Annotated in this window: 18 protein-coding genes and 1 tRNA gene; 11 read left to right on the top strand and 8 right to left on the bottom strand. The window is 59.4% G+C overall.

Features of this window, described 5'->3' with window-relative positions; translation table 11 throughout:
• Positions 1-45 precede the first annotated feature (45 nt).
• Complete coding sequence (locus tag E4634_RS06850; RefSeq protein ID WP_135442103.1) at positions 46-261, bottom strand: SlyX family protein; 216 nt, start codon at positions 259-261, stop codon at positions 46-48.
• Between the two features lie 81 nt (positions 262-342).
• Here E4634_RS06850 and E4634_RS06845 point away from each other — a divergent pair, with 81 nt between their 5' ends.
• Positions 343-711, top strand: coding sequence for a translation initiation factor Sui1 (locus E4634_RS06845; RefSeq protein WP_135442101.1), 369 nt, complete (start codon positions 343-345; stop codon positions 709-711).
• Positions 712-1,014: 303 nt separating this feature from the next.
• Positions 1,015-1,407: a hypothetical protein gene (locus E4634_RS06840; RefSeq protein WP_135442099.1), complete on the top strand. Its 393-nt coding sequence runs from the start codon at positions 1,015-1,017 to the stop codon at positions 1,405-1,407.
• A 56-nt stretch (positions 1,408-1,463) separates the two neighbouring features.
• On the opposite strand, the gene E4634_RS06835 is transcribed toward E4634_RS06840, so the two are convergent.
• Entirely contained in the window at positions 1,464-3,314 is a 1,851-nt protein-coding gene (locus E4634_RS06835; RefSeq protein WP_167854804.1) for a transglycosylase SLT domain-containing protein, read from the bottom strand.
• Between the two features lie 307 nt (positions 3,315-3,621).
• Here E4634_RS06835 and E4634_RS06830 point away from each other — a divergent pair, with 307 nt between their 5' ends.
• On the top strand, positions 3,622-4,239 hold the full coding sequence (locus tag E4634_RS06830; protein ID WP_135442095.1) for a TetR/AcrR family transcriptional regulator: 618 nt from the start codon (positions 3,622-3,624) through the stop codon (positions 4,237-4,239).
• Positions 4,240-4,243: 4 nt separating this feature from the next.
• On the opposite strand, the gene E4634_RS06825 is transcribed toward E4634_RS06830, so the two are convergent.
• Complete coding sequence (locus E4634_RS06825) at positions 4,244-4,666, bottom strand: Hsp20/alpha crystallin family protein (protein ID WP_135442093.1); 423 nt, start codon at positions 4,664-4,666, stop codon at positions 4,244-4,246.
• 330 nt (positions 4,667-4,996) lie between these two features.
• Between E4634_RS06825 and E4634_RS06820 the strand changes: the two genes are divergently transcribed.
• The 4 genes from E4634_RS06820 to E4634_RS06805 all read left to right on the top strand — a co-directional run bounded on the left by E4634_RS06820 (position 4,997) and on the right by E4634_RS06805 (position 9,399).
• On the top strand, positions 4,997-5,971 hold the full coding sequence (locus E4634_RS06820; protein WP_135442091.1) for a DUF7064 domain-containing protein: 975 nt from the start codon (positions 4,997-4,999) through the stop codon (positions 5,969-5,971).
• Positions 5,972-6,060: 89 nt separating this feature from the next.
• Positions 6,061-6,735 (top strand): phosphotransferase-like protein, encoded by a 675-nt coding sequence (locus E4634_RS06815; RefSeq protein ID WP_135442089.1) that lies wholly within the window; start codon positions 6,061-6,063, stop codon positions 6,733-6,735.
• Positions 6,736-6,842: 107 nt separating this feature from the next.
• Positions 6,843-6,919: transfer RNA gene (locus E4634_RS06810), tRNA-Arg, on the top strand.
• A gap of 350 nt (positions 6,920-7,269) precedes the next feature.
• Positions 7,270-9,399 (top strand): hypothetical protein, encoded by a 2,130-nt coding sequence (locus E4634_RS06805; protein ID WP_135442087.1) that lies wholly within the window; start codon positions 7,270-7,272, stop codon positions 9,397-9,399.
• 518 nt (positions 9,400-9,917) lie between these two features.
• Here E4634_RS06805 and E4634_RS06800 read toward each other — a convergent pair.
• The 5 genes from E4634_RS06800 to E4634_RS06785 all read right to left on the bottom strand — a co-directional run bounded on the left by E4634_RS06800 (position 9,918) and on the right by E4634_RS06785 (position 16,864).
• Positions 9,918-11,573: a M48 family metalloprotease gene (locus E4634_RS06800; RefSeq protein ID WP_167854803.1), complete on the bottom strand. Its 1,656-nt coding sequence runs from the start codon at positions 11,571-11,573 to the stop codon at positions 9,918-9,920.
• A 31-nt stretch (positions 11,574-11,604) separates the two neighbouring features.
• A complete protein-coding gene (locus E4634_RS21450; protein WP_167854802.1) occupies positions 11,605-12,048 on the bottom strand; it encodes a hypothetical protein in 444 nt (147 codons plus the stop codon).
• The gene (locus E4634_RS06795; RefSeq protein WP_135442083.1) at positions 12,045-13,937 is read right to left on the bottom strand and encodes a CHASE2 domain-containing protein; all 1,893 of its coding nucleotides are present in this window, start codon (positions 13,935-13,937) and stop codon (positions 12,045-12,047) included. Before E4634_RS06795 ends, E4634_RS21450 begins: the two co-directional genes overlap by 4 nt.
• Positions 13,938-14,356: 419 nt before the next feature.
• Positions 14,357-15,640: a saccharopine dehydrogenase family protein gene (locus tag E4634_RS06790; RefSeq protein ID WP_240725110.1), complete on the bottom strand. Its 1,284-nt coding sequence runs from the start codon at positions 15,638-15,640 to the stop codon at positions 14,357-14,359.
• Positions 15,641-15,697: 57 nt separating this feature from the next.
• Positions 15,698-16,864, bottom strand: coding sequence for a serine hydrolase domain-containing protein (locus E4634_RS06785; protein WP_135442081.1), 1,167 nt, complete (start codon positions 16,862-16,864; stop codon positions 15,698-15,700).
• A 349-nt stretch (positions 16,865-17,213) separates the two neighbouring features.
• On the opposite strand from E4634_RS06785, the gene E4634_RS06780 reads away from it, so the two are divergent.
• From E4634_RS06780 to E4634_RS06765, 4 genes are all read left to right on the top strand, one after another.
• On the top strand, positions 17,214-19,274 hold the full coding sequence (locus tag E4634_RS06780; protein ID WP_135442079.1) for a hypothetical protein: 2,061 nt from the start codon (positions 17,214-17,216) through the stop codon (positions 19,272-19,274).
• Positions 19,275-20,628: 1,354 nt separating this feature from the next.
• Positions 20,629-21,645, top strand: a complete 1,017-nt coding sequence (locus E4634_RS06775) for a phytanoyl-CoA dioxygenase family protein (protein WP_135442077.1) — start codon at positions 20,629-20,631, stop codon at positions 21,643-21,645.
• A gap of 28 nt (positions 21,646-21,673) precedes the next feature.
• On the top strand, positions 21,674-22,459 hold the full coding sequence (locus tag E4634_RS06770) for a class I SAM-dependent methyltransferase (RefSeq protein WP_135442075.1): 786 nt from the start codon (positions 21,674-21,676) through the stop codon (positions 22,457-22,459).
• Between the two features lie 80 nt (positions 22,460-22,539).
• Positions 22,540-23,328 (top strand): sulfotransferase family protein, encoded by a 789-nt coding sequence (locus E4634_RS06765; protein WP_135442073.1) that lies wholly within the window; start codon positions 22,540-22,542, stop codon positions 23,326-23,328.
• Positions 23,329-23,416: the final 88 nt, after the last annotated feature.

The raw sequence follows: 23,416 nt of genomic DNA, 5'->3' as shown, positions 1-23,416 counted from the left end.
TGCTATTGCAGAGGCAATGACCCGGTTGAGAAAGTAGCAAGGGGATCAGTAGTGCGGCGGGCGCTCGTCCTCCAGGGTGGGAGGGGGGGTGTCCTGGCGCTGCTGCAGGTCGTCCTGGCGCCGCTTGAGCAGCGCGAGTTGCTCGCGCAGGGTGAGGATTTCGCGCTGCTGGGCCGCCAGCGCCTCGTTGAGACTGGCTACTGTGTCCTCGAGAAAGGCCAGTTGCGTCTGCACGTCCTCCATCTGCTCCGACCCGGACATCGCCTACCTCCCTTGCGCGGTTTCCCCTGTGTGAGCGCGCCACTATACTGCCGCCCATCGCAAAAGCATACGGTTCCCAGCATGAGCAGGCAGCGCAAGTCCCCCGGCAACCTCGTTTACTCCAGCGACCAGGGCCGCCTGTGCCCTGGCTGCGGCGCGCCCGTCGCCGATTGCCGCTGCCGCGAACAGCGCGCGGCGGCCCCCGCCGGCGACGGCATCGTACGCCTGCACCGGGAGACCAAGGGCCGCGGTGGCAAGGCGGTGACCCTGGTGCGCGGCCTGCCCCTGGGCGAGACCGAACTCAAAGCCCTGGCCAAGACGCTGAAGCGCAAATGCGGGGTCGGCGGCGCGGTGAAAGATGGCTGTATCGAGATCCAGGGCGAGCAGCGCGAGCTCATCAAGGCCGAGCTGGAAAAAATTGGTTATACGGTAAAACTGGCAGGAGGCTGACTTTTGGCCGACTTTGGCCACTTTTACCACAATTTTGGCCACAGATGATGAAAGTTAGTGCTTGAAAACAACCTGCGACACCCTGCCCATACTCGAAGTTACGCGCTCTTCCGCAAATCGAAATTAATTAACCCTCGCAACACCCTATTTTTATTGGAATTATTTTTTTAATGTGTTAAAAACACCACCTAGAGCACGGAAATACAGGAAAACCATACCCGTACTACGAACCGTGCCGATAAACCATACAGAAGTGAAACGGCAGTATCTGACGGATTTGACATCCCTGCGAGGAAGTGGGTTATGTATGTAACCGCAGAGCACCTGAGGGACCAGGTCATTCGACCAACCCTCAAATACCTGGGTAAATGGACCGCAGCCAGCGAGTCCTTTCTCCTCAACGCCGCTGTCGACGCCCCGGACCTGGGGCTGTTCTCCGCGCGCAACGACGGCCTCGGGCTGTTCCACATCACCGCGGCCCAGCACCGCGACCTGTGGGACCGCTACCTCGCCTTCAACCCGGACATGGCCAGCCGCGTGCGCGGTCTCGCCAGCCAGCGCGCGTTCCTGAGCGACCCGGACGGCGAGTTACAGACCAACCTGAGCTACTGCACCGCGATCGCCTGGCTGTTGTACCAGCGCGCGGGCCTGGCCCAGGCCGAAGGCGTTACCGAACGGGCGCGGGAAACCGCCTGACCCGATAGCGCGGCAAGACTCCTGCCCGCACCGTGCGGGCGGCGCCGCCCTCCCCCTCAATACAGCGCGCTGCGCTCGCTGTCGCTCAACAGGCGCGCCGGCTCCCCGGTGCGATACTGGAACACCACGTTATATGCCAGTACCGCCTGCACGTAGTCGCGGGTCTCGCGGTACGGAATGCTCTCTATCCAGATATCCACCGGCACTTGCTCACCGGACGCGTGGCGCCAGCGGTCGACGCGGTGCGGGCCGGCGTTGTAGGCGGCCAGGGCGAACACCCGGTTGCCGCTGAAGCGATCCAGCAACTGCCGGTAGTAGGCACTGCCGAGCAGGATGTTGTGCTCGACCTCGTACAGCTGCGCCGTGTTCAGCGAGCGGTTCAGGCTGCGCGCCACTTGCTGGCCGGTGGCGGGCATGATCTGCATCAGGCCGCGGGCGCCGACCGGGGAGCGCGCCTCCGGGAAAAAGGCGCTTTCGCGACGGGCGATGGCCATCAGCTCCGTGCTGGGGACCCCCTGGGCCGAGGCGTACTGGCGGAACGTGTCTCGGTAGGGCGTGGGGAAACGCACGTCGAGGGCGTCCCAGGCCCGCGCCCGGGTGGCGGCGTCGATGGCCATGCGGTACCAGCCCTGCTGGGCGGCGAGCAGGGCCAGGGCCTCCTGCTGTTCCTGGCGGTCGGTATCCTGCAGCACCTTGTACCACTCCGAGTGCGCATTGCCCTCATCGCGGTGGAAGTTCAGCTCGCCGATACGCACCACCGCCGGCAGGTCGCGCAGGGGTTCGGTGCTCGCCGGCGGCAGCGGCAGGGGGCGGTCGTTGAAACTGTAGGCTTCGCCGATGCGGTCGGCGGCGAGGAAGCCGTAGAAGTCGCGCTCCCGGGCCAGTTCGCGCAGCATGGCCAGGGACGCCTGGTCATCGCCCGCCTGGGACAGGGCCCGCGCCTGCCAGTAGCGCCAGCCGGCGCTCTCGCGGCGCTGCGCGGAAAGCAGCGGCAGGGTCGCGGACAGCGCCGGCCAATCCTGTTCGGAGATTGCCCAGCGCAGGCGGATCTCCACCAGTTTGTCGTCACCGAGGCGGGCCAACGCGCCGTGCAGCCACTCGAAGTTCGCCTCGGTGCGCGCGAACAGGCTGCGCAGGGCGATCTCGCTCTCCACCTTGTGTCGCTGCGCCTGGCTGAATTCGAGCTCGGCCTGGTAGCGCTGCCAGTTGTCCAGGGCCTGGGCCGGGTTGTAGCGCGCCAGGTAAGCCAGCCCTGCCGCCGCGATATCCGCCGAGTAGGGGCTGTCCGCGGGCAGCGACTGCTGGCGCAGGGTTGCCGGCCGGCGGTACACCGCCAGCAGTTTGTCTGCCCAGGGCTTGAGCGCGGGGCTGCTCTTGCCCGCCACGTAGGTCAACAGCGACGCCTGGCGTTCCTCGAAGGCCTGCAGCATGCGCGCCCACACCGCGGTATCGCTGAGCTGGCCCGCCTTCATCCAGGCCGCGAACAGCGGGTCGCACTCCTTGGGCCGCGACTGGCCGTGAATCCACAGGCGCTCGGCCCCCTCCCAGGCGACCAGGCTGTCGCCGGTGGCGAGCCGCGCGCGGAAGTAATAGCACTTGAGGTCGATGCTGTTCGGCTCGCTGTCCTGCACGGCGAGGAAATCCCCCCAGCGCTGGTCGCGCCCGGCGCGGCGCAGGTAGGTGCCGAGAAAACGAATGGGCAGCGGTGTGTCCGCGCTGAGGTCGATGAACTGGCGCGCCTGGGACGGCCGCACCTCGGCGGGCCGGCTGCTCATGCGGAAGTAGTCCAGGTATACCGCCAGCGGGTAGTCATCGAGGCCCGGGCGCAGGCGCTCGAACTCCGTCCACTGGCCGCGGTCGATGGCGCGCACTGCGGCTTCATAGTCGCCGCGCGAATTTTCCAGCACTTCCGGTGCTGTGGCCCCCGCCGACGGCAGTGCGGCGGTGAGAAGCCAACCCAAGACCAGCGTGAATCCAGCCCGAAACAGCAAGCGCAATGCCCTCTTGAAACGTTACCGAATCGCGCACGCCCGAACGGCGCCCGCTCCAGCGGCACTAGAGTGATACGCGGCCGCGCCGAATGCAAGCGACTTGCGCGAACGCCCCGGAGCGGCCATATTTATTATCAACTATTATTTTATTAGCCCATTTTGGCCCATTTTTTGTGATGCACCTCGCAAAAACGACCAATTTTTAGCAATCACTCGATAATTTATGACCACCATCAAAGTCAGCAAGGGTGCGCGCACCCGGGCGCGCATCCTACAGGAGGCGCAGAACCTGTTCGCGAGCCAGGGCTATGCCGGCACCAGCCTGCGCCAGATAGCCGACGCGGCGGGCCTGCGCGAACCCGGCCTGTACAACCATTTCGGCTCCAAGGAAGACCTCTACGAGGCAGTGCTGCAGGCCTCGCTGCGGCCGCTGGTCAACAAAATTTCCGAGCGCCTGGGCACCGCCAACGGACTGCACGACTACACCGAACTGCCCGCCCTGTTCATCGACCTGCTCTCAGCGGAGCCACACCTGGCGGCGCTGTTGCAGCAGGCACTGCAGGACCCGGAGCCCCCCTCCAGCCGCGAACACTTTCGCAACTGGATACGGGCCGCTTTCGAGCAGGGCGTGGATAACACCACCCACCTGGGACTGGCCGGCGACAGCGACCGGCAGACGCTGGTGCTCAACGTGATCACCATGGTCAACCTGACCACGGGCTATTTTCTGTCGCACCAGACCTTCGCGGCGCTTGGGGGTGGGGACGTGAACGACCCGGACAACCTGGCGCGGCAAAAACAGCTGCTGCGCAAGGTCATCCGGGCGATGTTGATCAGCTAGCGAATCAGCCGATCTCGATGCGGCGGCGCGCCGGGGGCTTTTCCTTCAGCTTGGGCGCTTCGAGTTTCAGCACGCCGTCCTTGAAGCTGGCGCGAATGTCCTCCTCGTGCACCTCGCCGCCGAGATTGAAGCTGCGACGGAACTTGCCGTAGCGGCGCTCCTGGCGGATCACCCTGCCCTCTTTTTCCTCTTTGTCTTCCTGGGAGCTCTCCGCCTCCAGGGTGAGGATACCGTCGGTGACGTGCACGTGAATATTCTCGCGCGCCACGCCGGGCAGTTCCGCGGTGATTTCAAAGTGGTCCTTGGTGTCGCGGATATCGACACGCGGCGCGAAGAAATCGCCCATCTCGTTATCCGCCGAACGCGGCCACTGGTCGCCGAAAAACTTGTCCAGGTCGAACAGATTGCTACGTTGTACCAATGCCATGTGACACCTCCTTTTCTCGGGTGTGGTTGACTAGCTCTGACCTTTACATAGGTGCGAAAACGCGGTTTTTCAAGGGTCAGGCCGGGGGTCTTTTGCGGTTCTTGATGCGGGTCAATATCTCCAGTCCACACGCAGGGAGGCAAAGCACCGGGAGGCCCTGAAATGACCTTCTACTGCTACTTTTGGGAGCACCGGGTCTCGGGCGCCCAGTGCTCATGCCCGGGCGGCAATGGCAGAGTCAGCGCGCTATGGAACTGGTAGTTTCTCCGATGGTATCGGCCGTTGCCCCTACCTCTGCCAACGCTACCCCAGGCCACCAAGGAGACGCTCATGCCTCTTAGCTCGGAAATCGCAGACCACCTGTGCATGCACATCGATCCTGACCTGTACTGGAGCGACAGCTCCTGGTTCTCCTGGGCCATTCCGGAAAAAGGCATCAACGGCATCTTCTACAACCACTTCCGCCCCAACATGAACTGCATGCTCGGCGGGCCAGCGATGTGGGACAGCAAGCACTACCACAACTGGGACATGCTCTACTTCGACTGGCAGCTGATGCGCCTGCTGCCCGAGGGCAAGTACGGCGTGGACTACGACAAGTACGACTTCGTCACACCGTGGTCGATGTCGATCAAATTGCTGGAGCCGCTGAAGAAATACCAGCTCGGCTACGACCGCAACGGCTTCAAGTTGGACCTCGTGTTCGAGGCGATCTCGGAACCCAACGTGATCGGCGTGAAGAAGGAAGGCGGCTACGACGAGGCCTACAAGCTGCACTTCGAACAGCCCGGGCGCATCACTGGCCATGTGGAACTGGATGGCGTGCGCTACGACGTCGACTGTTTTTCCATCCGCGATGGCTCTCACGGCCGCCGCTATCTGGAGAAGGTCACCACGGGAGGCTACACCTGGTCCACCGCCGATGAGAAAAACGGCTGGCACTTCATGGGCTCGAACATCGAGGGCACCAATGAGAGCAAGGCCGCGGGCGGCTATATCCTGCGCGACGGCGTGATGTCCTCTATCACCAGCGGAGTGCGCCGCGTGCTGGAACGCAACGGCCCGCGCCCGGCGCTTATCGAAGTGGAGATGGAGGACGAGCTCGGACGCAGCCTCAGGGCCACCGGCCGCGAGGTGTGCTCTGCGCAGTTACTGTTGTTTCCCGACCACGGACAGTGGTGGTCGCAGTTCGCGTGGGAGTACGACGGATTCAGCAAGGCGATTGGCGAGGACCAGGAGTACTACGGCCTGGACGAGTTCCGCCGCTGGCTGCGCGCCAGCCCGGAGGTGTGGAAGACCCGCTGAAGGAAGACTCTGTGCCATCGCCTGGTGTCGCGCGAGGCCTCAATGTAGTGGGCGTTTCACTCAAACAATAACGATCAACGGGGTACAGCATGACAGGCAACCTGATAGTGGTGACCGGCACAACCGGCTCGGGAAAGACCACCACCTGCCGTGAATTCATCGACCGCCACGATGACCCGTGGCTGCACTTCGGTGCGGACAATGCGCTCGGTACACTCATGTCACGCAAGTTCGTGGATGGCGGTGCGCGCTGCGATGAGGGGGTTTGCATCGAGCCGGCCGACGCGGACGATCCTGACAGCCCCTATGAGTTGAAACTCGGCGCCGTCGGCATGCCAGTAATCCACGCCATGCACCGGATGATCGCCGCGGCGCTAGATTTCGGGATGAATATCATCACTGACCATGTGACCACAATGAACCCGCCGATTCTGGAGGACTGTGTGCGCGTATTACACGGGTATCCAGTGCTCTTCGTAGCGCTCAAGCCACCACCGGAGATTCTGGATGCGCGTATCGATGGACGGCTGGAGGACGTCGCCAGGGTGGTGGGGATGGAGCAGGCGAAGGTGACCAATGAGCGGACGCGGCGAGGGTCGCAGTCTATCGGGCGGGAGATATATAGCCACGATTGTTTCGACCTTGTGCTGGATACCGGGAAGTTGTCGCCGGCGGAGGTGGCGCAAGCGATTGCGCAGCGGCAGAGGATGGGACCCGGGGAGGGTTTCGGGCGGCTGGCGGGGCGGTTTGGGGTGGCCGGTTGATGCCTTCAACACTGTCGGCGCGACCGGAGGTACCGCGGCAAGCGCCATGTGCAGCCGCTGCCTTGCCATCGACGGGGTGAGCGGGAATAATGCTCCCCTCCTCGCTGCCGCCTGTAGCTCAGCAGGATAGAGCAGCCGCCTCCTAAGCGGCAGGTCGCAGGTTCGACTCCTGCCAGGCGGACCACTTTTTCTGGGGGGGTGCATACCGGAAGCATAGGTGACAGATCATACCGGGAGCATCGGTAACACTTTCGGAGCATAGGGATGTCTCCCCACCAGCTCCACCTTTTTCAACTCCAGATCAAAGAAGCCTGGAACACGGTCCATAGACCTGGTTGGCCGTGTTTCATCGGCGAAACTTTCCAGATGGCACAGGCGTTACCGCCTCAACATGCCAATCGCTCACGCTCTCCGTTTGTGACGACCTCGTGCACAGGTAGTCAATAGTCCACGTGAATCGGAATGCGCTATTGACAGAAAGCACCCCCTATTCAAATACTAGCCACTGTTAATTTTCCATGGATGGGAGGCATTATGCACACGGATGTATTTCGATCTTTCGATCTCAGTTCGTCGGGCCGCGTATTGAAGCGAACCGCAATTCAACTTGCGGTTGTTTTCGTTGTAGTCCTGGGCCTCACCACTGCCGCAAGGGCACAAGCCGAGGCTCCACTTCAGGCAGAACAACGCGGCAGTATTGCGTATTTCCTTTACGGCAGCTCAGCGTTGATCAAACGCTACGATCTGCTGGGCCAGGTATTTCTACCTGACATTCCTCTGAGCGCTTCACCAACCGCCTTCACCGTTGATGACGACGGCATCTACGTCAGTTTCGGCAGGAGAACGGCAAGACTGGACCTCGCCGGGAGCACAGAGACTCACCTGGTGAATACCAACGAGGAAGCAACCAGCCTCGAAGTGTCAGGCGATTACGTCTACGTTGTCTTCGGGGAATCGGTGGTAAGCACGAATAAATGGTCCGGCGGCGTCATCGACCAGATTGACTACTGGCACTCCATGACCGGCACATCAATCGCTCCCGCACTGGGCAAAATTTTCTCCAGGTCTGTCGGCATCAGCCCGTCGGACATCTTGCAGTTGCGGTTGGGCGAGGACGGGACGCTGGGCGGACAAACTGACAGCTCGTATCACGGCGACTATCCCAACGCTTCTCGCACCTATGTCTTTCCAGGTGAAGCCCGGGTCGTCGATAGTGCTGGCATTATCTACAGCACATCAGACCTGAGTTACAACAACAGTCTCGCAGGTGCGTTCGACGACCTGGGCTTTTACGGCAACTTGCCCATCGTCCTGCGTGGGGCAACCATTTACTCTTACTCCAATACCTTTCTTGAAACTGGCAACTACACCGGTCCGGTGGAGTACGACAGGATCTTCGTTGAGGGAGACAACGTTTTCGCCTTTTATGACCTCGATATTTCTCCCAGTGTCGAGATTGTCCCGATAGCGTCGCTGACGCCGGACACCCCCGGACCCGAGATCAATCCGCAGGGCCTGGCCTACATACCCGATGAAATTCTTCACGACGGCGCGGGCACGCTTTACCTGCTCAGTAATGCCAACCTCAGCATTTTCCAGTGGTCACTGGAATCCCGTTCTTACCAGGAAACCATAACGCTGACTGAAACTGCTACACACATGGCCTATTCAGAGCAGACGAATACACTCTACCTTTCCTATGCTTCGGGAAAAATTACCCAGATTCCATTGTCCGATTCCCGAATCGAAGTTCCTTTTGCCAATTCCCCAGCGTACCCCAAGGGACTCGCAACGGCAGGCAGCTATGTATTCGTGGTTGACGATACCGGCGCCTGGGATTCGCATTTCACCTATGATCCCAGCGGGATACTCATCTCCCAGGTTGAATGGAACTACTACTCTCGTGAGTACATCTGGAGCGAGGCCAATCGCAAGATGTATTTCTTTCGCGATGACACCTCACCCAACGACCTGCTCTGGGAAGATATTGACGTGGACGGTTACATCGGCATACAAAAAGACTCCCCCTACCACAGCAGTTCAGGCATCTTGCACCCGATCCGCGTGGCTCCGGACGGCAGCATCGTAATTCTGGGCTCCGGCCGGATCTACGACGCTATCACCCTCGAGCAAATCGATACGCTGTTCAACAATATCTCTGACGCCGCCTGGGTGGGAGACGAACTCTACACACTGACCGATGGTCCGGCGGGGACTTCCCTGCAGCAATGGGGCGAGAACTACGCACTGGTCGATGCCATAGACATCGTAGGATTGCCGCTCCGCCTGTTCCAGTCCGACGCTGGCGCCCTGGTGGTGACAAATGTCGAGGGTGCGCCACGCTTTTCCTACCTGGACGTGAACGCCGCTCGAAGAGACCTCGACTCCGACGGCATTCTCGACATGGTCGACAACTGCATTCGTCATAGCAATAGCGACCAGCGTGACAGCAATGGCGATGGATTCGGCAATATCTGTGATGCCGACCTGAATCAGTCGGGCCTTGTAGACGCGGTGGATATGCTGCTGTTCAGGGCCGCCTTTGCTTCGGATGCCGATGACCCCGATCTCGACGGGGACGGCATTGTGGGAATCAACGACCTGCTTCGGGCCCAGCGTCGTCAGGGCAAGCCGCCGGGGCCCTCCGGCCTTGTCGCTCCCTGACTGGCTCGCGGCGACGCTAGTCACGCAGACTAGCGTCGCACGCTGCTTATCTGCTTCGAGCCCGTCACCGCCCCGGGGGCGTGGCCGTAAAGAGCTGCGGGTTCAACTGATCGATGCAACATTCTAAGCTCTCTTTAGAGAAAAGGAGCGTTGCCCATGACCAGGAGAGAGCGAATCGTCTAGACCGACGGCCAAAAAGAGGAGATGTGGAACCGATGGCAGCGCGGCGAATCCACGCACGACGTTGCCAGGTCCTCACCGCGAGATAGCAACCCTTGCATTAACGTGGATTCAACCCGACATACTCGACGAATTCGATACCTCACCCAGCCGGTTCGACGCTAGTCCGGAGTTTGGTAACAAAAATCCCATGCAAATTTTTGGCTAATTATCTGTGCCCGTTCGGAACATTTAGGTTGCGGTTGTTCCAAGAACGGGACTCGGATCAGAATCATGAGTCTCAACTGCCACTGGTCTCGTTCCACGGGACCGCAGGCTGATGCTGCCTCCTGAAGGTCTCATTCGTCTTTGCCAAAGGGCAACTTCTTCACAGCGTCCGAGAAAAAATCGAGCGGACTGGACTTTTTCCGTGGCTCCAGACCTGCGAGCCTGCCACACTCATCGGCGATCCACGTCGCAATACCTCGCCTATCGACACATTGCTGTGCGATATTCTTGCTCTCATCGACCTGGCGCTCAGCCAGCAACATATGAATTTTGAGCGGATAGAAATAGTCGCTATCTTCTGCATAACTGGCTTTGTTCCGATACAACGACTGGGCGCTACCCAGTTGATCCCATGCTATCAAGTTGTCAACGATCTCAGCTGTCGCCTCAATAGGCATCCACTGGGTGTCACCCATGGACTGCAGGTTGCGCATGGCAAGATCTCTCTTTTTCTGCTCTCCACGGACCAGAAAGGCGATATACCTCGCGTAGCCAGATTCGGCAGTAGGAGTAGAGATCGCCTTCAGGGCACTCTTTTCAGCCGCGGGTACTTCCCCATTGGCCAGTGCGACAAAGGAAGCATTTGCCGCCTCTACATTGCCTATCAAGGAACCTATATACCCCCCATCTAGTGAAAGAACCGGTGCAACGGATGGCGGCCGACGATCGCCTCGAGTGAATTCCTCGAGCAGGTACTGATTGACCTCCTCAATTCGATCCTCGGTTTTGGGGTGGGAGGAGCGAAGTATGTCGTTAATTACGCTCTCTCCGCGCTCCTGCAAAACATTCCATGTGTCTTCGGCGGATTCCTTAAGGTGATCCTCCATCGAGGCCTCACCCGCTCCGGTACTCGCCAGATACTCCAGATTGTCTACAACCATAGCCTGGGCCGCCTCGGTCGCCTCCGCCTGGAGTTCCTGCATCGCGTCATATGACTTGCCGATACGCTCTAACACATGGGTCATCGCAACAGGTGAGTACCCTGCACCCAAAAGCAGGTCTACGGCCAACCGGTCCGCATCAAACTCCGCACTTCGCGAAAACAAGCTTGCATGAAGAGCGACGTAGTGGCGTTTGGCCAGTTTTTCCTGGTAGGCAATTTTTCGCACATCCTCGTCCAATTCCTGCCTGTCGGATTCAAGACGATGCTTTTCCTTGTCGTAGTCGGTATTTTCGGAAACGGAGTACAATTCACGCCAACTCGATGTCGACTCCATCAACTCAAACATTTCACGACCGAGATCGATCTTCTCTACGTGCCCGAGGTAGACGTGTGCAAGTTCATGTGCGATCACTCCAGCCAACTCGTCCTCGCTTTCGGCCTGGCTTATTACACCATAATGTATAAATATTTCGCCGATACTCGATGTCATGGCCTCGAACATCAGCGGCGATCCTTCGGCCATGACGAACAAATTGACATCAGGGCACTTGCCTGGAAACCCACCGACCAGTTTGTTGACGATACTACTCAGTTTCTGGTCGAGGCTTCGATCTTCCAGCAAGAATCCGTGATACTCGAGCTGTGATTTTCGCTGCTCTTTGATATCCAGCCCTGCCTGCCACACCTGGGCGGACTCATGCGCCAAAGCATCACATTCAGGTTTACCGGTGTAGAGACTGCTACGCTTGACGTCCTTGTGATCCAGATAGCGCCCTGAGAGGGCCTGGGAACTGAAAACCAGGACACTCAGGCCCAAAAGTACTTTGCATAGGTGTCGCTTCATTCCTTGATATCCTCCTTTCCAGGAATACCAATCAGTCAGATTTGCAGCTTTCTCCCAAACCAACAGTGCCCGAAATCTGGCTGACATCATTCTTCCCTGAAGTGGCCCGGTGGCTATCACAGGACCAATCGGAGTCGTCGCCGTACCGCTTCGAGGGGCGCACATCCACCGCGACCTTCTCCACCCAGAATCTTTCGTCGCCGAACTCGACCATCCAAAGTCCTTCTTTTTTGTCCTCTCCTATCACGTGAAGATAAGCGCTCACCTTCTCTCCACTGGGCAATGTCTTCTCGTCGGAATCCATGTTCTTTTCTGGATTTTTCCGTCGAAAGACTTCCTTATCTGGGTCTGACAGTGAATAGCCAATCAAAATATTGGCATAGAAACCTGTGACGTACTTCGAACTCTCAGCCATTGCATACGTCACATCCAAGCCGAATATCAGCACTAGGAAAAACGCTCTTTTAACACTCATACCGGACCCTCCTGTGTGCGCTCAGTACGTAAACCTTTCAAGCGAAGATTGATTCTCGAGGCCAACCATCCCAAACAACCAATGAATATCAAAAGAACCGAAATTCTCAGAATAGGACCGAAACCATTTAGCATCATCGGAAATATGATTTGCGGAACAACAATGAATACGTATCCGAGCAATATCAACAAAACTGCCGCAATAATTACATTCAGGAATGCGTAAATGGCAAGCTTCCTGGGGGAAAAGCTCGCTGCATCAGGCTCGTATCTGAAATATTTTCCTATCGCACTCAAAGGGAACTGACTGGACTCCAACTCATCGTTGGAATGAAAACTGAGGACAAACAGCAAACCTGCCAAGCCGATCCAGTTCGTGGGCGGGAGTCGAAACAATCCCGAAACCACCCAAACACAGGCGCATAACAAAGTGACGGTAAATAGTCGAAATTCCCACGCCAGCCGCTGTATGGAAACTGCGGATTGCTCTTTATGGAGATAAAACTCGACATACATGACCATTGACGCCTGCAAACCCAACACCAAAATCAATCCGATGGACTGGACTAAATTTGCATCCGCATCGAGTACTTCACCAACGTACTCATCCTGAAAGGCAATCAGATTGTCCAACGCCATGGCGTGATAGAACACGCCAGGGATGTATCCGTGCACGGGAGAAAATCGGTAGTCCGGAAAACGCTCGAGGGAGGTTCCCACCAGCACTACGCGACCCTTTACGATCGACTTCATTTCCTCATCGGAAAGACTCATCAACTGGCTAAAACTAACCTGCGTGTGATAAGGACAAAGCAACTTGTCTCCAACACTGGTAAACTTTTTCTCTTCGCGAAACCCATGAATCGCACCCAACCACAACAGCCTCAAGCTGTGCCCTATTTGACCGAGAAAGCTATAGGAGGGCTTCATACAGTCCTGTCCACCGAAGAAAGGCACTTCAGTCATGAGCTCACTGGGAGCATATCCCCAGTAGACAAACATATCCTTGCTAAATAGCTGTGGACCAATTGTCTCGCCGTCTCCCCGATCACACTTACCCGACCTGGCGTCACACAAAAACTTGCATGTCGCCGCGGGCGTCGTGCACGAGCCTGCACCCTCTCGCGGATGCGCGCTGCACCAGTTTCGAAATAGCGTGAGAGCCGGCGAGAGCCGACAACCATTTGTCAGTTGGTAGAACCCTTTTCGCGGGTTCGACTCGATAAGCGCAACTTCCACATTGAGTGAAGTAGGATCGACTGTCCCACATCCCTTTCGAATTTCTGGACTGAGTTTGTACGCTTCCAGTTCGCTAAATATTACCGGTTTGCCCAAAGACCCAGCATATTGGAGCAATTCAAAAATCTGCTCCGAACGACTGCTGGATCGATGGCCTGAACCAGAAACAGGACTGCAGTTCTCCGTGGTTGATAGTGTTGTGGGGTTTTCTGTAATGTCGTTTCTGGATTGACCACTTTCGACCAAGCGATTGTCAAAAAATATATCCAGAAAAATCTGACTGGCTTCATTGTTCGCGAGCCGTTGCAGTAACGGACGAAATTCTCGAGGGTCGCCTACAGGCCAGGTTAGGCCGGAATTATCATCGATCAGTACGACAAGAATCTCAGACTGGCTCCCGCCAGTTCTATAGTTCTTGCCCTCCAAGGCAATAGTCGAATTCTCCTTTGGGGGGCCATAGAACGGTGATATCAGATTCGAAAACACTTCGGCGGAGAGATCATCGAGCATCGTCTCCATACCAAATGGATCGACGTTGAGTTGAACCACTCCAACCAGTATGCCAAACGACACCAACAAGGTGCGCTTGATCAGCCTGAAGAGACGCAGTGCCTCGAACTCGTCAGCCTCTTCCTGTGGGGTACTGTCCATCGGCAAATCTTCCTTGATTCCACCAGTGCCCCAGATGTGGGCTGACCAGAGATGTGCGGACGCGCCAAACTATCGATTCGATTTCCTGAAACATGCAGCAACATTGATGAAAGGCCTACTGATCAACGTCCGCTGAACGCTGATGCTCTTTGTCAACGACCGCTAGTTCAATCCCATGGAAACGAGGGGGACATCTTTTTTCAATAGCCCACCCGGGCGAACTCAAGCCTTGATCCAAGGCGAACTCCATTTCTCGCCTCTCTCGATTACAGATACCTGACCAGAAACTGAAAATCGTCCGGACATTTCCCGGCATGAGACGCGCAACTCGCCATGAGCCGCAGCTAAATTGCAGTACTCTGAGAAATATTGTGTGTCGTCTTTTAGCGCTAGGAACTACTTGTTATATGCTCTTCCGCTCAAGCACTAACAACTTCAAAACACATCCCCGAACACGCAGTCAGCCTGCGGATCAATCCCTCCCCAAACACCGCAGCCGGCGTCCAGAACCCACCAACCCGCTCCGTCTCATTAAAGTCCCTGGCCAGCGCCACCGCCGCCTGGCCCAGCATTTTCGCAGTCCCACCATAGCCCGGGTCCCGGTCGCCCGTCACTTTGACGTAGAGCTTCTCGCCTCCCGCGGTTTCACCACAAAACCGCAGGTCATAAAAACCCGCGCCCTGCGCTTCTTCACTGGGCCCCTCCCCCGGGGACGGCAACAGCTTCTGCATCAGGCTCCGCGTTGGCCCCAGTGCCGCGCCGAGGGTGAACAGCGACATCATCGAGGCTGAGACTTTGCTCGTCAGCCGGCCGCGAAACCCGTAGCCACTCATCATGGCCTCGTTGTACTGAAAGTCCTCGCCGTAGGGCTGCATGCCGGGGAGCGCTGTGTGACTTGCTGCCAGGGCGTTGGAACGCAACACCACCCGCTCGTTAATCGGCGCCATCAGGAATGGAATAACCCAGCGACCGAAATTCGCATCGAACTGGGCACCACGCACCGGGTGTTGTCGTGTAGTGCGTGGAAAGTCATCAGGGCAGAGAGAGTACGGATTGCTCAGTTCCTTACGCAACTGGCTGTCGCTACCCGCCTCTTCCAGCACGTTGAACAGACTGGCCAGGGTACCGCCGGACATCCCCCCGCGCAGGGCCTTCACCCGCATGCTGACCCGGGTGCAATACGCACCGAAGCGGGCCTTTGCCTGCTGCTGCAGGAAATACACGCCCAGGTCCGAGGGTATGGAGTCGAAGCCGCAGCAATGCACGATGCGTGCACCGGAAGCCCGGGCCTGCTCCTCATAGTTGAAGATCATGCGGCGCACCCACTGCACTTCGCCGGTGAGGTCGCAGTAGTCGGTGCCGGTTTCCACGCAGCAGCGCACCAGGGGTTCGCCGTACAGCGCGTAGGGCCCGACGGTGGAGACGACGACAGCGGCCCGCTCGCACATGTTGCGCAACTGTTCCTCGTTGCCTGCATCGACGACTAGACGCGGCAGGTGTGCGGCGGCCTCGCCCAGCGAATCACACAGTTGCTCGAGCTTGGTTTCGGAGCGCGCTGCGATGGCCCAACGCAACTGTTCGGAGGCCAGTTGGCCACCCTCACCGTTAACGCCATAGGTCTCGAGCAGATACCGCGCAGTGATCTTGCCGACAAAACTGGTGGCGCCGAACAGCACCATGTCGTAGGGCGCATCGCTCATCATGCTGGCCTCTTGCTCAAAATCTTCTCTGGAAGTCTCGCACGCCATCAACGCACGCGATCAGCGCACGGCGTCGATCGCGTCCTCGATGATCGGGATCAGCTCTGCGATAACCGCACCGGAACCGACACTGCCGCTGGTGCCCGTGTACTCCTCGAAGAGGACTGCACCGCCGTAGCCGCGCTCAATGTCGATCCAGGAAATGGAACCATAAAAGCCAGGGTCGACATACAGGTACACACTGCCGCCATCGACGGCGGGCGCTATCCACCAGCCCATACCGTAGCCGCGCTCCTGGCCGGTCTCCTCCGGCGTACTGCGCTGTTCACGCATGAAGGCCACCGCTTGCGCGGACAGCACCTGTTGGTCGCCGCAGCGGCCATCGTTGAGATGCAGCGAGATGATCCTGGCGTAGTCGTCCAGGTTGCTGATCATCCCACCCTCCATATTGGGGTTGGCGAGGCCGACCAGGCTGTCCGGGTCGCCGGTCCAGTCGCCGGGCGCACTCAGGTTGTTGCCGTACTGTGCCAGTTGCATGCCGCAGGGCGCGGCGATGTACTGGTCCCACAATTGGCGCCAGGTACCGCCGCCCACAAGTTCCGCGACACCGCCGGAAATCTGCCACTGGCTGCCGCCGTAATCGAACGCTGTATCGGCAGGATTGCTCGGCAGCCCTGGCAGGGGCGTGGTGTAGAGAGTCTCCGCGCATTCAAGCAAAGTACCTCCCGGCAGGTACTGGCACAGGTGCGGCGCGTAGGCGATTGGCCGCGTGAACTGGTAAACAATGCCGGGAATGCCGGAGCGGTTCGATACCAGGTTTTCGGTGGTCAGCGCGGGGTCCCAGGCGCTCACCCAGGGCAGATAGTTGGCGATCGGCTGCTGGATGTCGAAATCGACATTGGCGTCGTCCTCGTCCAGCGCCATCAGCAGCGTCACGGTGGGCACCTTGCTGGTGGAGGCGAGCAGCACTACGGAGTCCTCGGTCTGGTCGCCGAATGCGCTCTTGTGCAGGGTGCCCTGTTGCGCATCCACGATAATCATGGAGCCGCCGGGAAACTTGTCCTCGGCTGCGACGAAGGCTTCCAGCCAGCTGTCCGCGGCAGTGAAGTCCGGAGGCGGCGGCTCTACCGGTGGCGCGCTGTTGCTGTTGCTGCCGCCGCCACCACAACCCAGGAGCAGGGCGGGTAGCAGTGCCAGGGCTAGCGCCAGTTTGCAGGATTCACTCATGATGTCTCATTCCTCACGCATCAGGCTTTTTCATTGCACATCTTGACCGGACTTCCCGAAGGACCACAGCGAGGCGCGGCCTCGAAAGCGCGCCGCAGGACATGAGCGCCGGGCGGGAGGCCCAAGCATAGACCAAAACCCATTGCTCCCGCGAAGCCGATCGGCTATCCAGAATGGGCTATCCACGATGGGCTATCCACGATGGGCTATCCACGATGGGCTATCCACGATGGGCTATCCACGAAGGCTGCTGCGCAGGCCAAGCCCGGGCAATCGACTATACTCCAGCCGGGTATCCACCGGGATACCGCCGATGCTTCTCAACAATAACACTACCCAGAGGCAGAGCATGAGAGGACAACCCCAGCGCAACGGATGTGCCGCCCTGATCGTTACGACCCTCGCCCTGCATCTGGGCGCCTGCAGCGACAACGACGACCAAGACCGCCGCGGCGCCTGTAGCGGCGACCCGGTAAAAATCACCAGCGAATGCAGCGACGAACGCCTGGGCCAGGTGACCACCACGCCGCCCGAGTTGCGCAGCGAACCGCGCGAGCACTACTACATCGAGGGCGAGTTCACCGGCACTGACGCGCGCTTCAGCCTGCATTGCCCACTCGAAGGGGCCTACCAGGGGCGCCTGTTCCAGAACACCCACCCCCTGCTCGGTTCACTGCTCAGCATCCCCCCGGAGAGCGTGCCCTTCGCGCTGGACAGCGGCGCGTGCTTCCTGTGGACCAACCAGGGCGGCGAGGACAACGCCACCAGCCCTGAGGATACCCAGGAGCCGGGCTTCGAACCGAGCTACGGCGGCTACCGCGTCAACGCCGCTGCCATGCTGGCAGCCAAGCAGGTGGCGCGCGATTTATACGGGGATCACGAACCGCGTGCCTACCTCTACGGCGGCAGCGGCGGCGCCTACCAGACCGTGTGCAGCGCCGAGCACACCGAGGGTATCTGGGATGGCTTCGTGCCCTTCGTGATGGGCACCCCGCACGCGATACCCAACCTGTTCACGGTGCGCATCCATGCGCTGCGCATATTGCGCCTGCGCGACAAGTTCCCACAGATCATGGACGCCATCGACCCCGGCGGCACCGGCGACCCCTACGCCACGCTCAACCAGCAGGAGGCCGAGGCGCTGCGTGAAGTCACACTCATGGGCTTCCCCCCGCGCGGCTGGTGGAACCACCCGACGCTCAACGGCGGCCCACTCGCGCTCATCGCCGGCTATGTGCCAATCTACGATCCCACCTATACCGAGGACTACTTCAGCCAGCCAGGCTACCTCGGCTTCGACGACCCCTATGGCTCGGTCGCGGCAGCGCGCATCCAGGACCCGGTGGGCGCGCGTGAAGTGGTCGCGGTGCAGTCGGGCACCCTGGTGCTCGACACCCTGCCGGAGGGCGACCTGGTCGGCTCCGAACTCTTCGTGGACACCGGCGCCGAGGCCGGCAAGCAGGGCACCATCTTCTCGAGTTCGCCGGGCTCCACTGCGGTGTTCGTCCTCGGTATCGACGCCGGCAGGGTCAGCCCGGGAGACCAGGTGCGCATCGACAACTCCGCCAACCTCGCTCTGCAGACTTTTCACCGGCACCAGGTACCGGATTCCGAAGCGTTCGTCGGCTGGAACCAGTTTCGCGGCAGCGACGGCAAGCCCATCTACCCCCAGCGCGAGGTGCTGACAGGACCACAGGGCGCCCTGAATGGCGCCGGCTGCATCACCAGCGGGGAATTCGCGGCACCCGTGATCCTCGTCCAGAACCTGATGGATATCGACGCCTTCCCCTGGCAGGCGGACTGGTACTACGACACCGTGCGCGAAGTACAGGGCGACACCCATGTACAGCGTTTTCGCCTGTGGTATATCGACCACGCCCAGCACAACTCCCCGGCGCCGGCCAACACCGCGGCCTTCGCCCGCACCATCAGCTACCAGAGTGTGCTGCAACACGCATTGCTTGACCTCGCCCGCTGGGTCGAGTCCGGCGAACCTCCCGCCGGGACCAGCCGCTACCAGGTGGTGGACAGCCAGGTCGAGGTGCCGGCCGAGGCGGCACAGCGCAGGGGTATCCAGCCGGTTGTCGATTTTCAGGTCAACGGCGGCGAGCGCGCCGAAGTCAGCGTCGGCGAGGAAGTGGTGTTCGACCTGTTCGTGGAGTCACCGCCCGAGTCGGGCACGCTGGTACAACTGGAGTGGGATTTCCTGGGCGTGGGTGACTTCCCGTACTCGGCGACCCTGGACGGCACCCAGACCCGCGCCACGCGCCAGCGCAGCCACATCTACACGGAACCGGGCACCTACTTTGCCGTGGCGCGGGCCACGCAGCAGCGCGACGGCGAGCCGGACAACCCGCACGCGCGGGTGCAGAACCTGGGGCGGGTCAGGGTGGTCGTGTCTCCGGAATAATCCGGTTACACATTCGTCGAAGACCCTCCAAAAAATGGAATCACTCTACTCGCTCTCCACCGTGCCATTTGGAGTGTTCGGAGGATATCGAGGCAGGGGTTTCGACGCTGTAATTACACCCCCAAACCACGGGGCTCTTCGAGCCTGTGGTCCGGGGTGTGAACTCACGTCTCGAGCGCCGTTGCGTTGTCTGGGCGCAGTACTGTGTACTCGCCCGACGCCTGTTCGAAGACCTGCACCAAGTGGCTGGCGATATCAGGAGCTGTGTTGGGGTAAAAGGTTGCTACTATTCAGGGGAGACAGTCCGGCCACGCGCGCCACACCATCTACCAAAATTGTGCTTGCGCGTGACGATGTGCAAGCCCCAACGCAAACTCATATAGGGTGACATCCAGCGCATTCTATTGCGCTATACGCGCCCGCAACGCCGGATCAACGGCCACGGGCCGGGTTCTATTCGTCACACGGTCCGCACCTAGATCCCAGGCAAACTCGCGCTCCAGGGCAGCGACAAACTCATCTTAATGTTCCTGCACGCCTACCACATGCATATCCGCCAGTCGCTGGCAGGCTATTTCCAGATGCTCCGGAGTCATTTCCACATTCGCGAGTAGCCCGCTGCGACGCACCGTCCGTGTCCAGCGCCAACATCTTGGTCATGTGGTTGTGAATAAGCCCAATGTAGTGAATCGGGTCCTCATAAAACTCGACAAGGTCGGCGTCGGGCCTGCCGGCCAGGCGCGCCTGATGGCGCAGGAAGGACAATGTCCGCGCCACCGGTTCACGCAACAGCGTGAACGCGCGGCGACTCGCTCTACGAGATGACTGGGTCAAAGAACGCCGCCAGGTAGTGGCCCATCGTCCGCACAGGGGTATACCGCACGCTCCCCAAGGTGCTCTCGCAGGCACATTTTCAGTGCAATACCCCCGGTTTTTTGCAGGTGGAGGAAAAAATAACGCTCGGTCATGTGCAGGAAGGCTCCGATACACCGGTGGTGACTCCCCGACTGTCGCGCACCTGGGTGGCAGCGGCCAGGTCGGCACAGGAGTCAATCTGTATTGGTTGCGCTGCAACCACCGCGCAGGAAACCTCAAAGATAATGCAATCCAGGCGCCACAGCCAGACCGCAGACGCAGACGTCGGAACAACCAACGACAAGCAGTACGACAAGTGAACAATCAATTTGCCGGAAATGGATGGTACGGGCTGGCAGGCTCTCTCGATGAAGTCGCCTTGTGAATGTCCTGATCCCGGCGAAGTACCCCCTGTACCGGGGACTCTGTATACTATTACCGGCCCTGATGTACCGCTTTTTAAACACCCCACGACGTTATTGAGAGAACGAATAAAGTGATGACGGAGCAAGCCCAGGACGCCGTTCCTTCCGGCGTCATCTACCCCGATGTTCTCCACCCAATGCGAGACTCGAGCGACAAGTGCGAGAACGCCCCGGAACTAAAGCAACGCCTGGCCGAGGACGGCTATCTCCTGTTCCGCGACGTGCTGGATAAGGACAAACTACTCGCGCTACGGGCAAAGATCACCGACGTACTCGCCGAGGTCCGGTGGATAGCCGGCGGCGCGGAGAAGATGAAAGCAAAGGTCACCGGCCTCGCCTATCGTGAAGGTGAGGACCGGTACTTCGACGCGCACGACAAACTGGTTCGGCTCGAGGAACTGTACGCGCTGGCTCACGACGAGAACCTGATTCGGCTGATGCGAAACGCCCTCGGAGATTCGGCTTTTCCCCACCCCCTGAGCATTACCCGGCTGGTCTTCCCAGGCCATCCGGAAATCACCACGCCACCGCACCAGGACTACCGCAACAACCAGGGTACTACGAACCTGACAGCTAGCTGGATTCCCCTGGGCGACTGCCGACAGCAGGAAGGCGGCCTGGCAGTACTCGAGGGCTCGCACCGCTGCGGCTTGCTGCCCATCCAGTACCACCTGGGTCCGGGTAACCGCGGCGTGGTTCTTCCGCCGGCTGCCAAGGCTATGCGCTGGGTGAGCACTGACTTCAGGCTCGGCGATGTTCTGCTGTTTCCGGCGCTCACCGTGCACTCCGCCCTGCACAATGCCGACCCGGACCACATGCGCTTGTCCGTGGATTTTCGTTTCCAGCTCGAGGGAGAAGGTGTGAGTCCGGTGTGCCTGGAACCGCATTTCGGGCGCTATAGCTGGGAAGAGATCTATGCCGACTGGCAGTCGGACCAGTACAAGTACTACTGGAAAAGCAAGCGCTACCTGCCAGTACAGTGGGACCCGACACTGCTGAAACTGGAAAACGATCCGATCAAACAGCTGTACCACGACGGCATGAAATTCCACAAGGCCCGCAACGAGCGTCTTCGGAAACGCCAGGGCTGACACCAGCCTCATTGCCAGGAAACTAACCATGAACCAAATCGACAACAAACCACAACGTACGTCGGCAAAAGCGCGGAACGTTACCTGGATAGACAACCTGACCATCGAGTGCGAGGGTGTGAAACTGCAGCTGACCCAGGGTCTGAAACTGCGGGACTCCACTGCCGAAGTCGTCAGCCTGTTCAAAGATCCGACCTTCGTGCGTGACTACATGCAATGCCTCGAAGGCGTAGAGACACGCAATGTCATGGAGATCGGCATAAAGCACGGTGGCTCGGCCATTTTCTTCTACAACCTGCTGCAACCAGACATGTTGTCCTGCGTGGAGTTGAACGACTCGGCGGAACAGCTCAGCGCCTACATCGAACGACAGGGCCTGGGCGACCAACTGCACACCTGGTTCGGCACCGACCAGGCGGACAAGCCGCGGATGCGCGAGATACTGAACAGTGATTTCGGCGCGGCGCCCCTTGATGTCGTGATCGATGACGCCTCGCACCTATACACACCTTCGCTGGCGACCTTCGAAGTACTGTTCCCCCGGCTGCGGCCCGGGGGCTTGTACTTCCTGGAAGACTGGAAAGTGCACGCCCTCCTGGCTCGACACGGGCGCGAGCCGCACGGCGCGGAGCCGCCACTGCACCGACTGGTGCACGACTTGCTGAACGTATCGCTGGCTCATCCTGACCTCATCACCAGGGTGCGCTGTCATCACAATTTCGTGATCTTCGAGCGCGGCCCGGCCGAGGTGGATGCCGATGGCCTGGATGTCCAGGCAATTCTTGAGGCGGACAGCCAGATGATCGAGTACTGACTGAGTATCGCCCTCACCCGCGCCACAGCCACACGCTCATTGCTCGAAGATAGACACCCCCGGCAGGAGGGAAGAACGTTTTGCAAGCCAATCCATCGCTCGCACCGCTACGAGCCATCGTATGCGGATACGAAAAATCCGGCACGACCCTGATCAACGAGATCCTGCGCCGACACCCCCGCCTGGACTCGGGTCATGAGGTCGGTGTGCTACTGGCGGACAGCCCGCGACAATTTCATGGCAAGCAGCCCTACTACGCATTCTTCAAGCAGACCTGGAAAGTCACCGACGAGCAGATGCAGGAGATTTGTGATACCGATGCATGGGGCGAGTTCTACGCCCGGGCGCGCATGATCTCACCACTGATCACGGACAAGACGGTAGAGCTCTTCGACAAGACTCCCGTCTACATGCTGCACCTGCGCGAGGTCCTGGCCAAGGTGCCCGGCATTCCGTGTGTGGTGAACGTGCGCGACCCGCGCGCGCTAATGCTATCCTGGGCCAACTGGTCCGGACACCGGGATGCCCCGGGCGAATGGATCGAGGCAAATTTCGAGTATTGCGAGAATCGCTTCCTGAGTTACGCCCGCGGCTACCGGGATGCCCTGGCCGATCACTCCGACCGAATCCTGCTCAATCGCTTCGAGCCCCTGTGCCTGGAACCGCAGATCCAGTTGGAAAACATCTTCAATTTCTTCGGCCTGGAATTCAGCAGCGACTACCTGACCTTCGAATCCGAGCACTTCGTATACGGGACAACGGTTTCACAGGATTACCTCGCACCCTACCGCCAGGCCCTCACACCCGCGCTGTGCCAGAGAATCCTCCAGGCTACGCGTGAGTTCGGGGAATGGCACTACCACGGCTAGGCGAAACAGCCGTCGCCAACTGGACACGAGTCGCTTTGCATTGCCAACTTAGCAATTATCTCGATCAAAGCCGTCAGGCACCGACGTC

It is taken from the genome of Mangrovimicrobium sediminis (assembly GCF_004745945.1).
GTDB lineage: Bacteria > Pseudomonadota > Gammaproteobacteria > Pseudomonadales > Halieaceae > Mangrovimicrobium > Mangrovimicrobium sediminis.
This window is presented reverse-complemented; position numbering and strand designations above follow the sequence as displayed.

Bases quoted from the DNA above. Each gene is read 5' to 3' on its own strand.
- E4634_RS06775 (WP_135442077.1), top strand. From the start codon at position 20,629: ATGACGGAGCAAGCCCAGGACGCCGTTCCTTCCGGCGTCATCTACCCC.
- E4634_RS06800 (WP_167854803.1), bottom strand. From the start codon at position 11,573: ATGAAGCGACACCTATGCAAAGTACTTTTGGGCCTGAGTGTCCTGGTT.
- E4634_RS06795 (WP_135442083.1), bottom strand. From the start codon at position 13,937: ATGGACAGTACCCCACAGGAAGAGGCTGACGAGTTCGAGGCACTGCGT.
- E4634_RS21450 (WP_167854802.1), bottom strand. From the start codon at position 12,048: ATGAGTGTTAAAAGAGCGTTTTTCCTAGTGCTGATATTCGGCTTGGAT.
- E4634_RS06790 (WP_240725110.1), bottom strand. From the start codon at position 15,640: ATGATGAGCGATGCGCCCTACGACATGGTGCTGTTCGGCGCCACCAGT.
- E4634_RS06780 (WP_135442079.1), top strand. From the start codon at position 17,214: ATGAGAGGACAACCCCAGCGCAACGGATGTGCCGCCCTGATCGTTACG.
- E4634_RS06785 (WP_135442081.1), bottom strand. From the start codon at position 16,864: ATGAGTGAATCCTGCAAACTGGCGCTAGCCCTGGCACTGCTACCCGCC.
- E4634_RS06845 (WP_135442101.1), top strand. From the start codon at position 343: ATGAGCAGGCAGCGCAAGTCCCCCGGCAACCTCGTTTACTCCAGCGAC.
- E4634_RS06850 (WP_135442103.1), bottom strand. From the start codon at position 261: ATGTCCGGGTCGGAGCAGATGGAGGACGTGCAGACGCAACTGGCCTTT.
- E4634_RS06825 (WP_135442093.1), bottom strand. From the start codon at position 4,666: ATGGCATTGGTACAACGTAGCAATCTGTTCGACCTGGACAAGTTTTTC.
- E4634_RS06840 (WP_135442099.1), top strand. From the start codon at position 1,015: ATGTATGTAACCGCAGAGCACCTGAGGGACCAGGTCATTCGACCAACC.
- E4634_RS06820 (WP_135442091.1), top strand. From the start codon at position 4,997: ATGCCTCTTAGCTCGGAAATCGCAGACCACCTGTGCATGCACATCGAT.
- E4634_RS06770 (WP_135442075.1), top strand. From the start codon at position 21,674: ATGAACCAAATCGACAACAAACCACAACGTACGTCGGCAAAAGCGCGG.
- E4634_RS06830 (WP_135442095.1), top strand. From the start codon at position 3,622: ATGACCACCATCAAAGTCAGCAAGGGTGCGCGCACCCGGGCGCGCATC.
- E4634_RS06805 (WP_135442087.1), top strand. From the start codon at position 7,270: ATGCACACGGATGTATTTCGATCTTTCGATCTCAGTTCGTCGGGCCGC.
- E4634_RS06815 (WP_135442089.1), top strand. From the start codon at position 6,061: ATGACAGGCAACCTGATAGTGGTGACCGGCACAACCGGCTCGGGAAAG.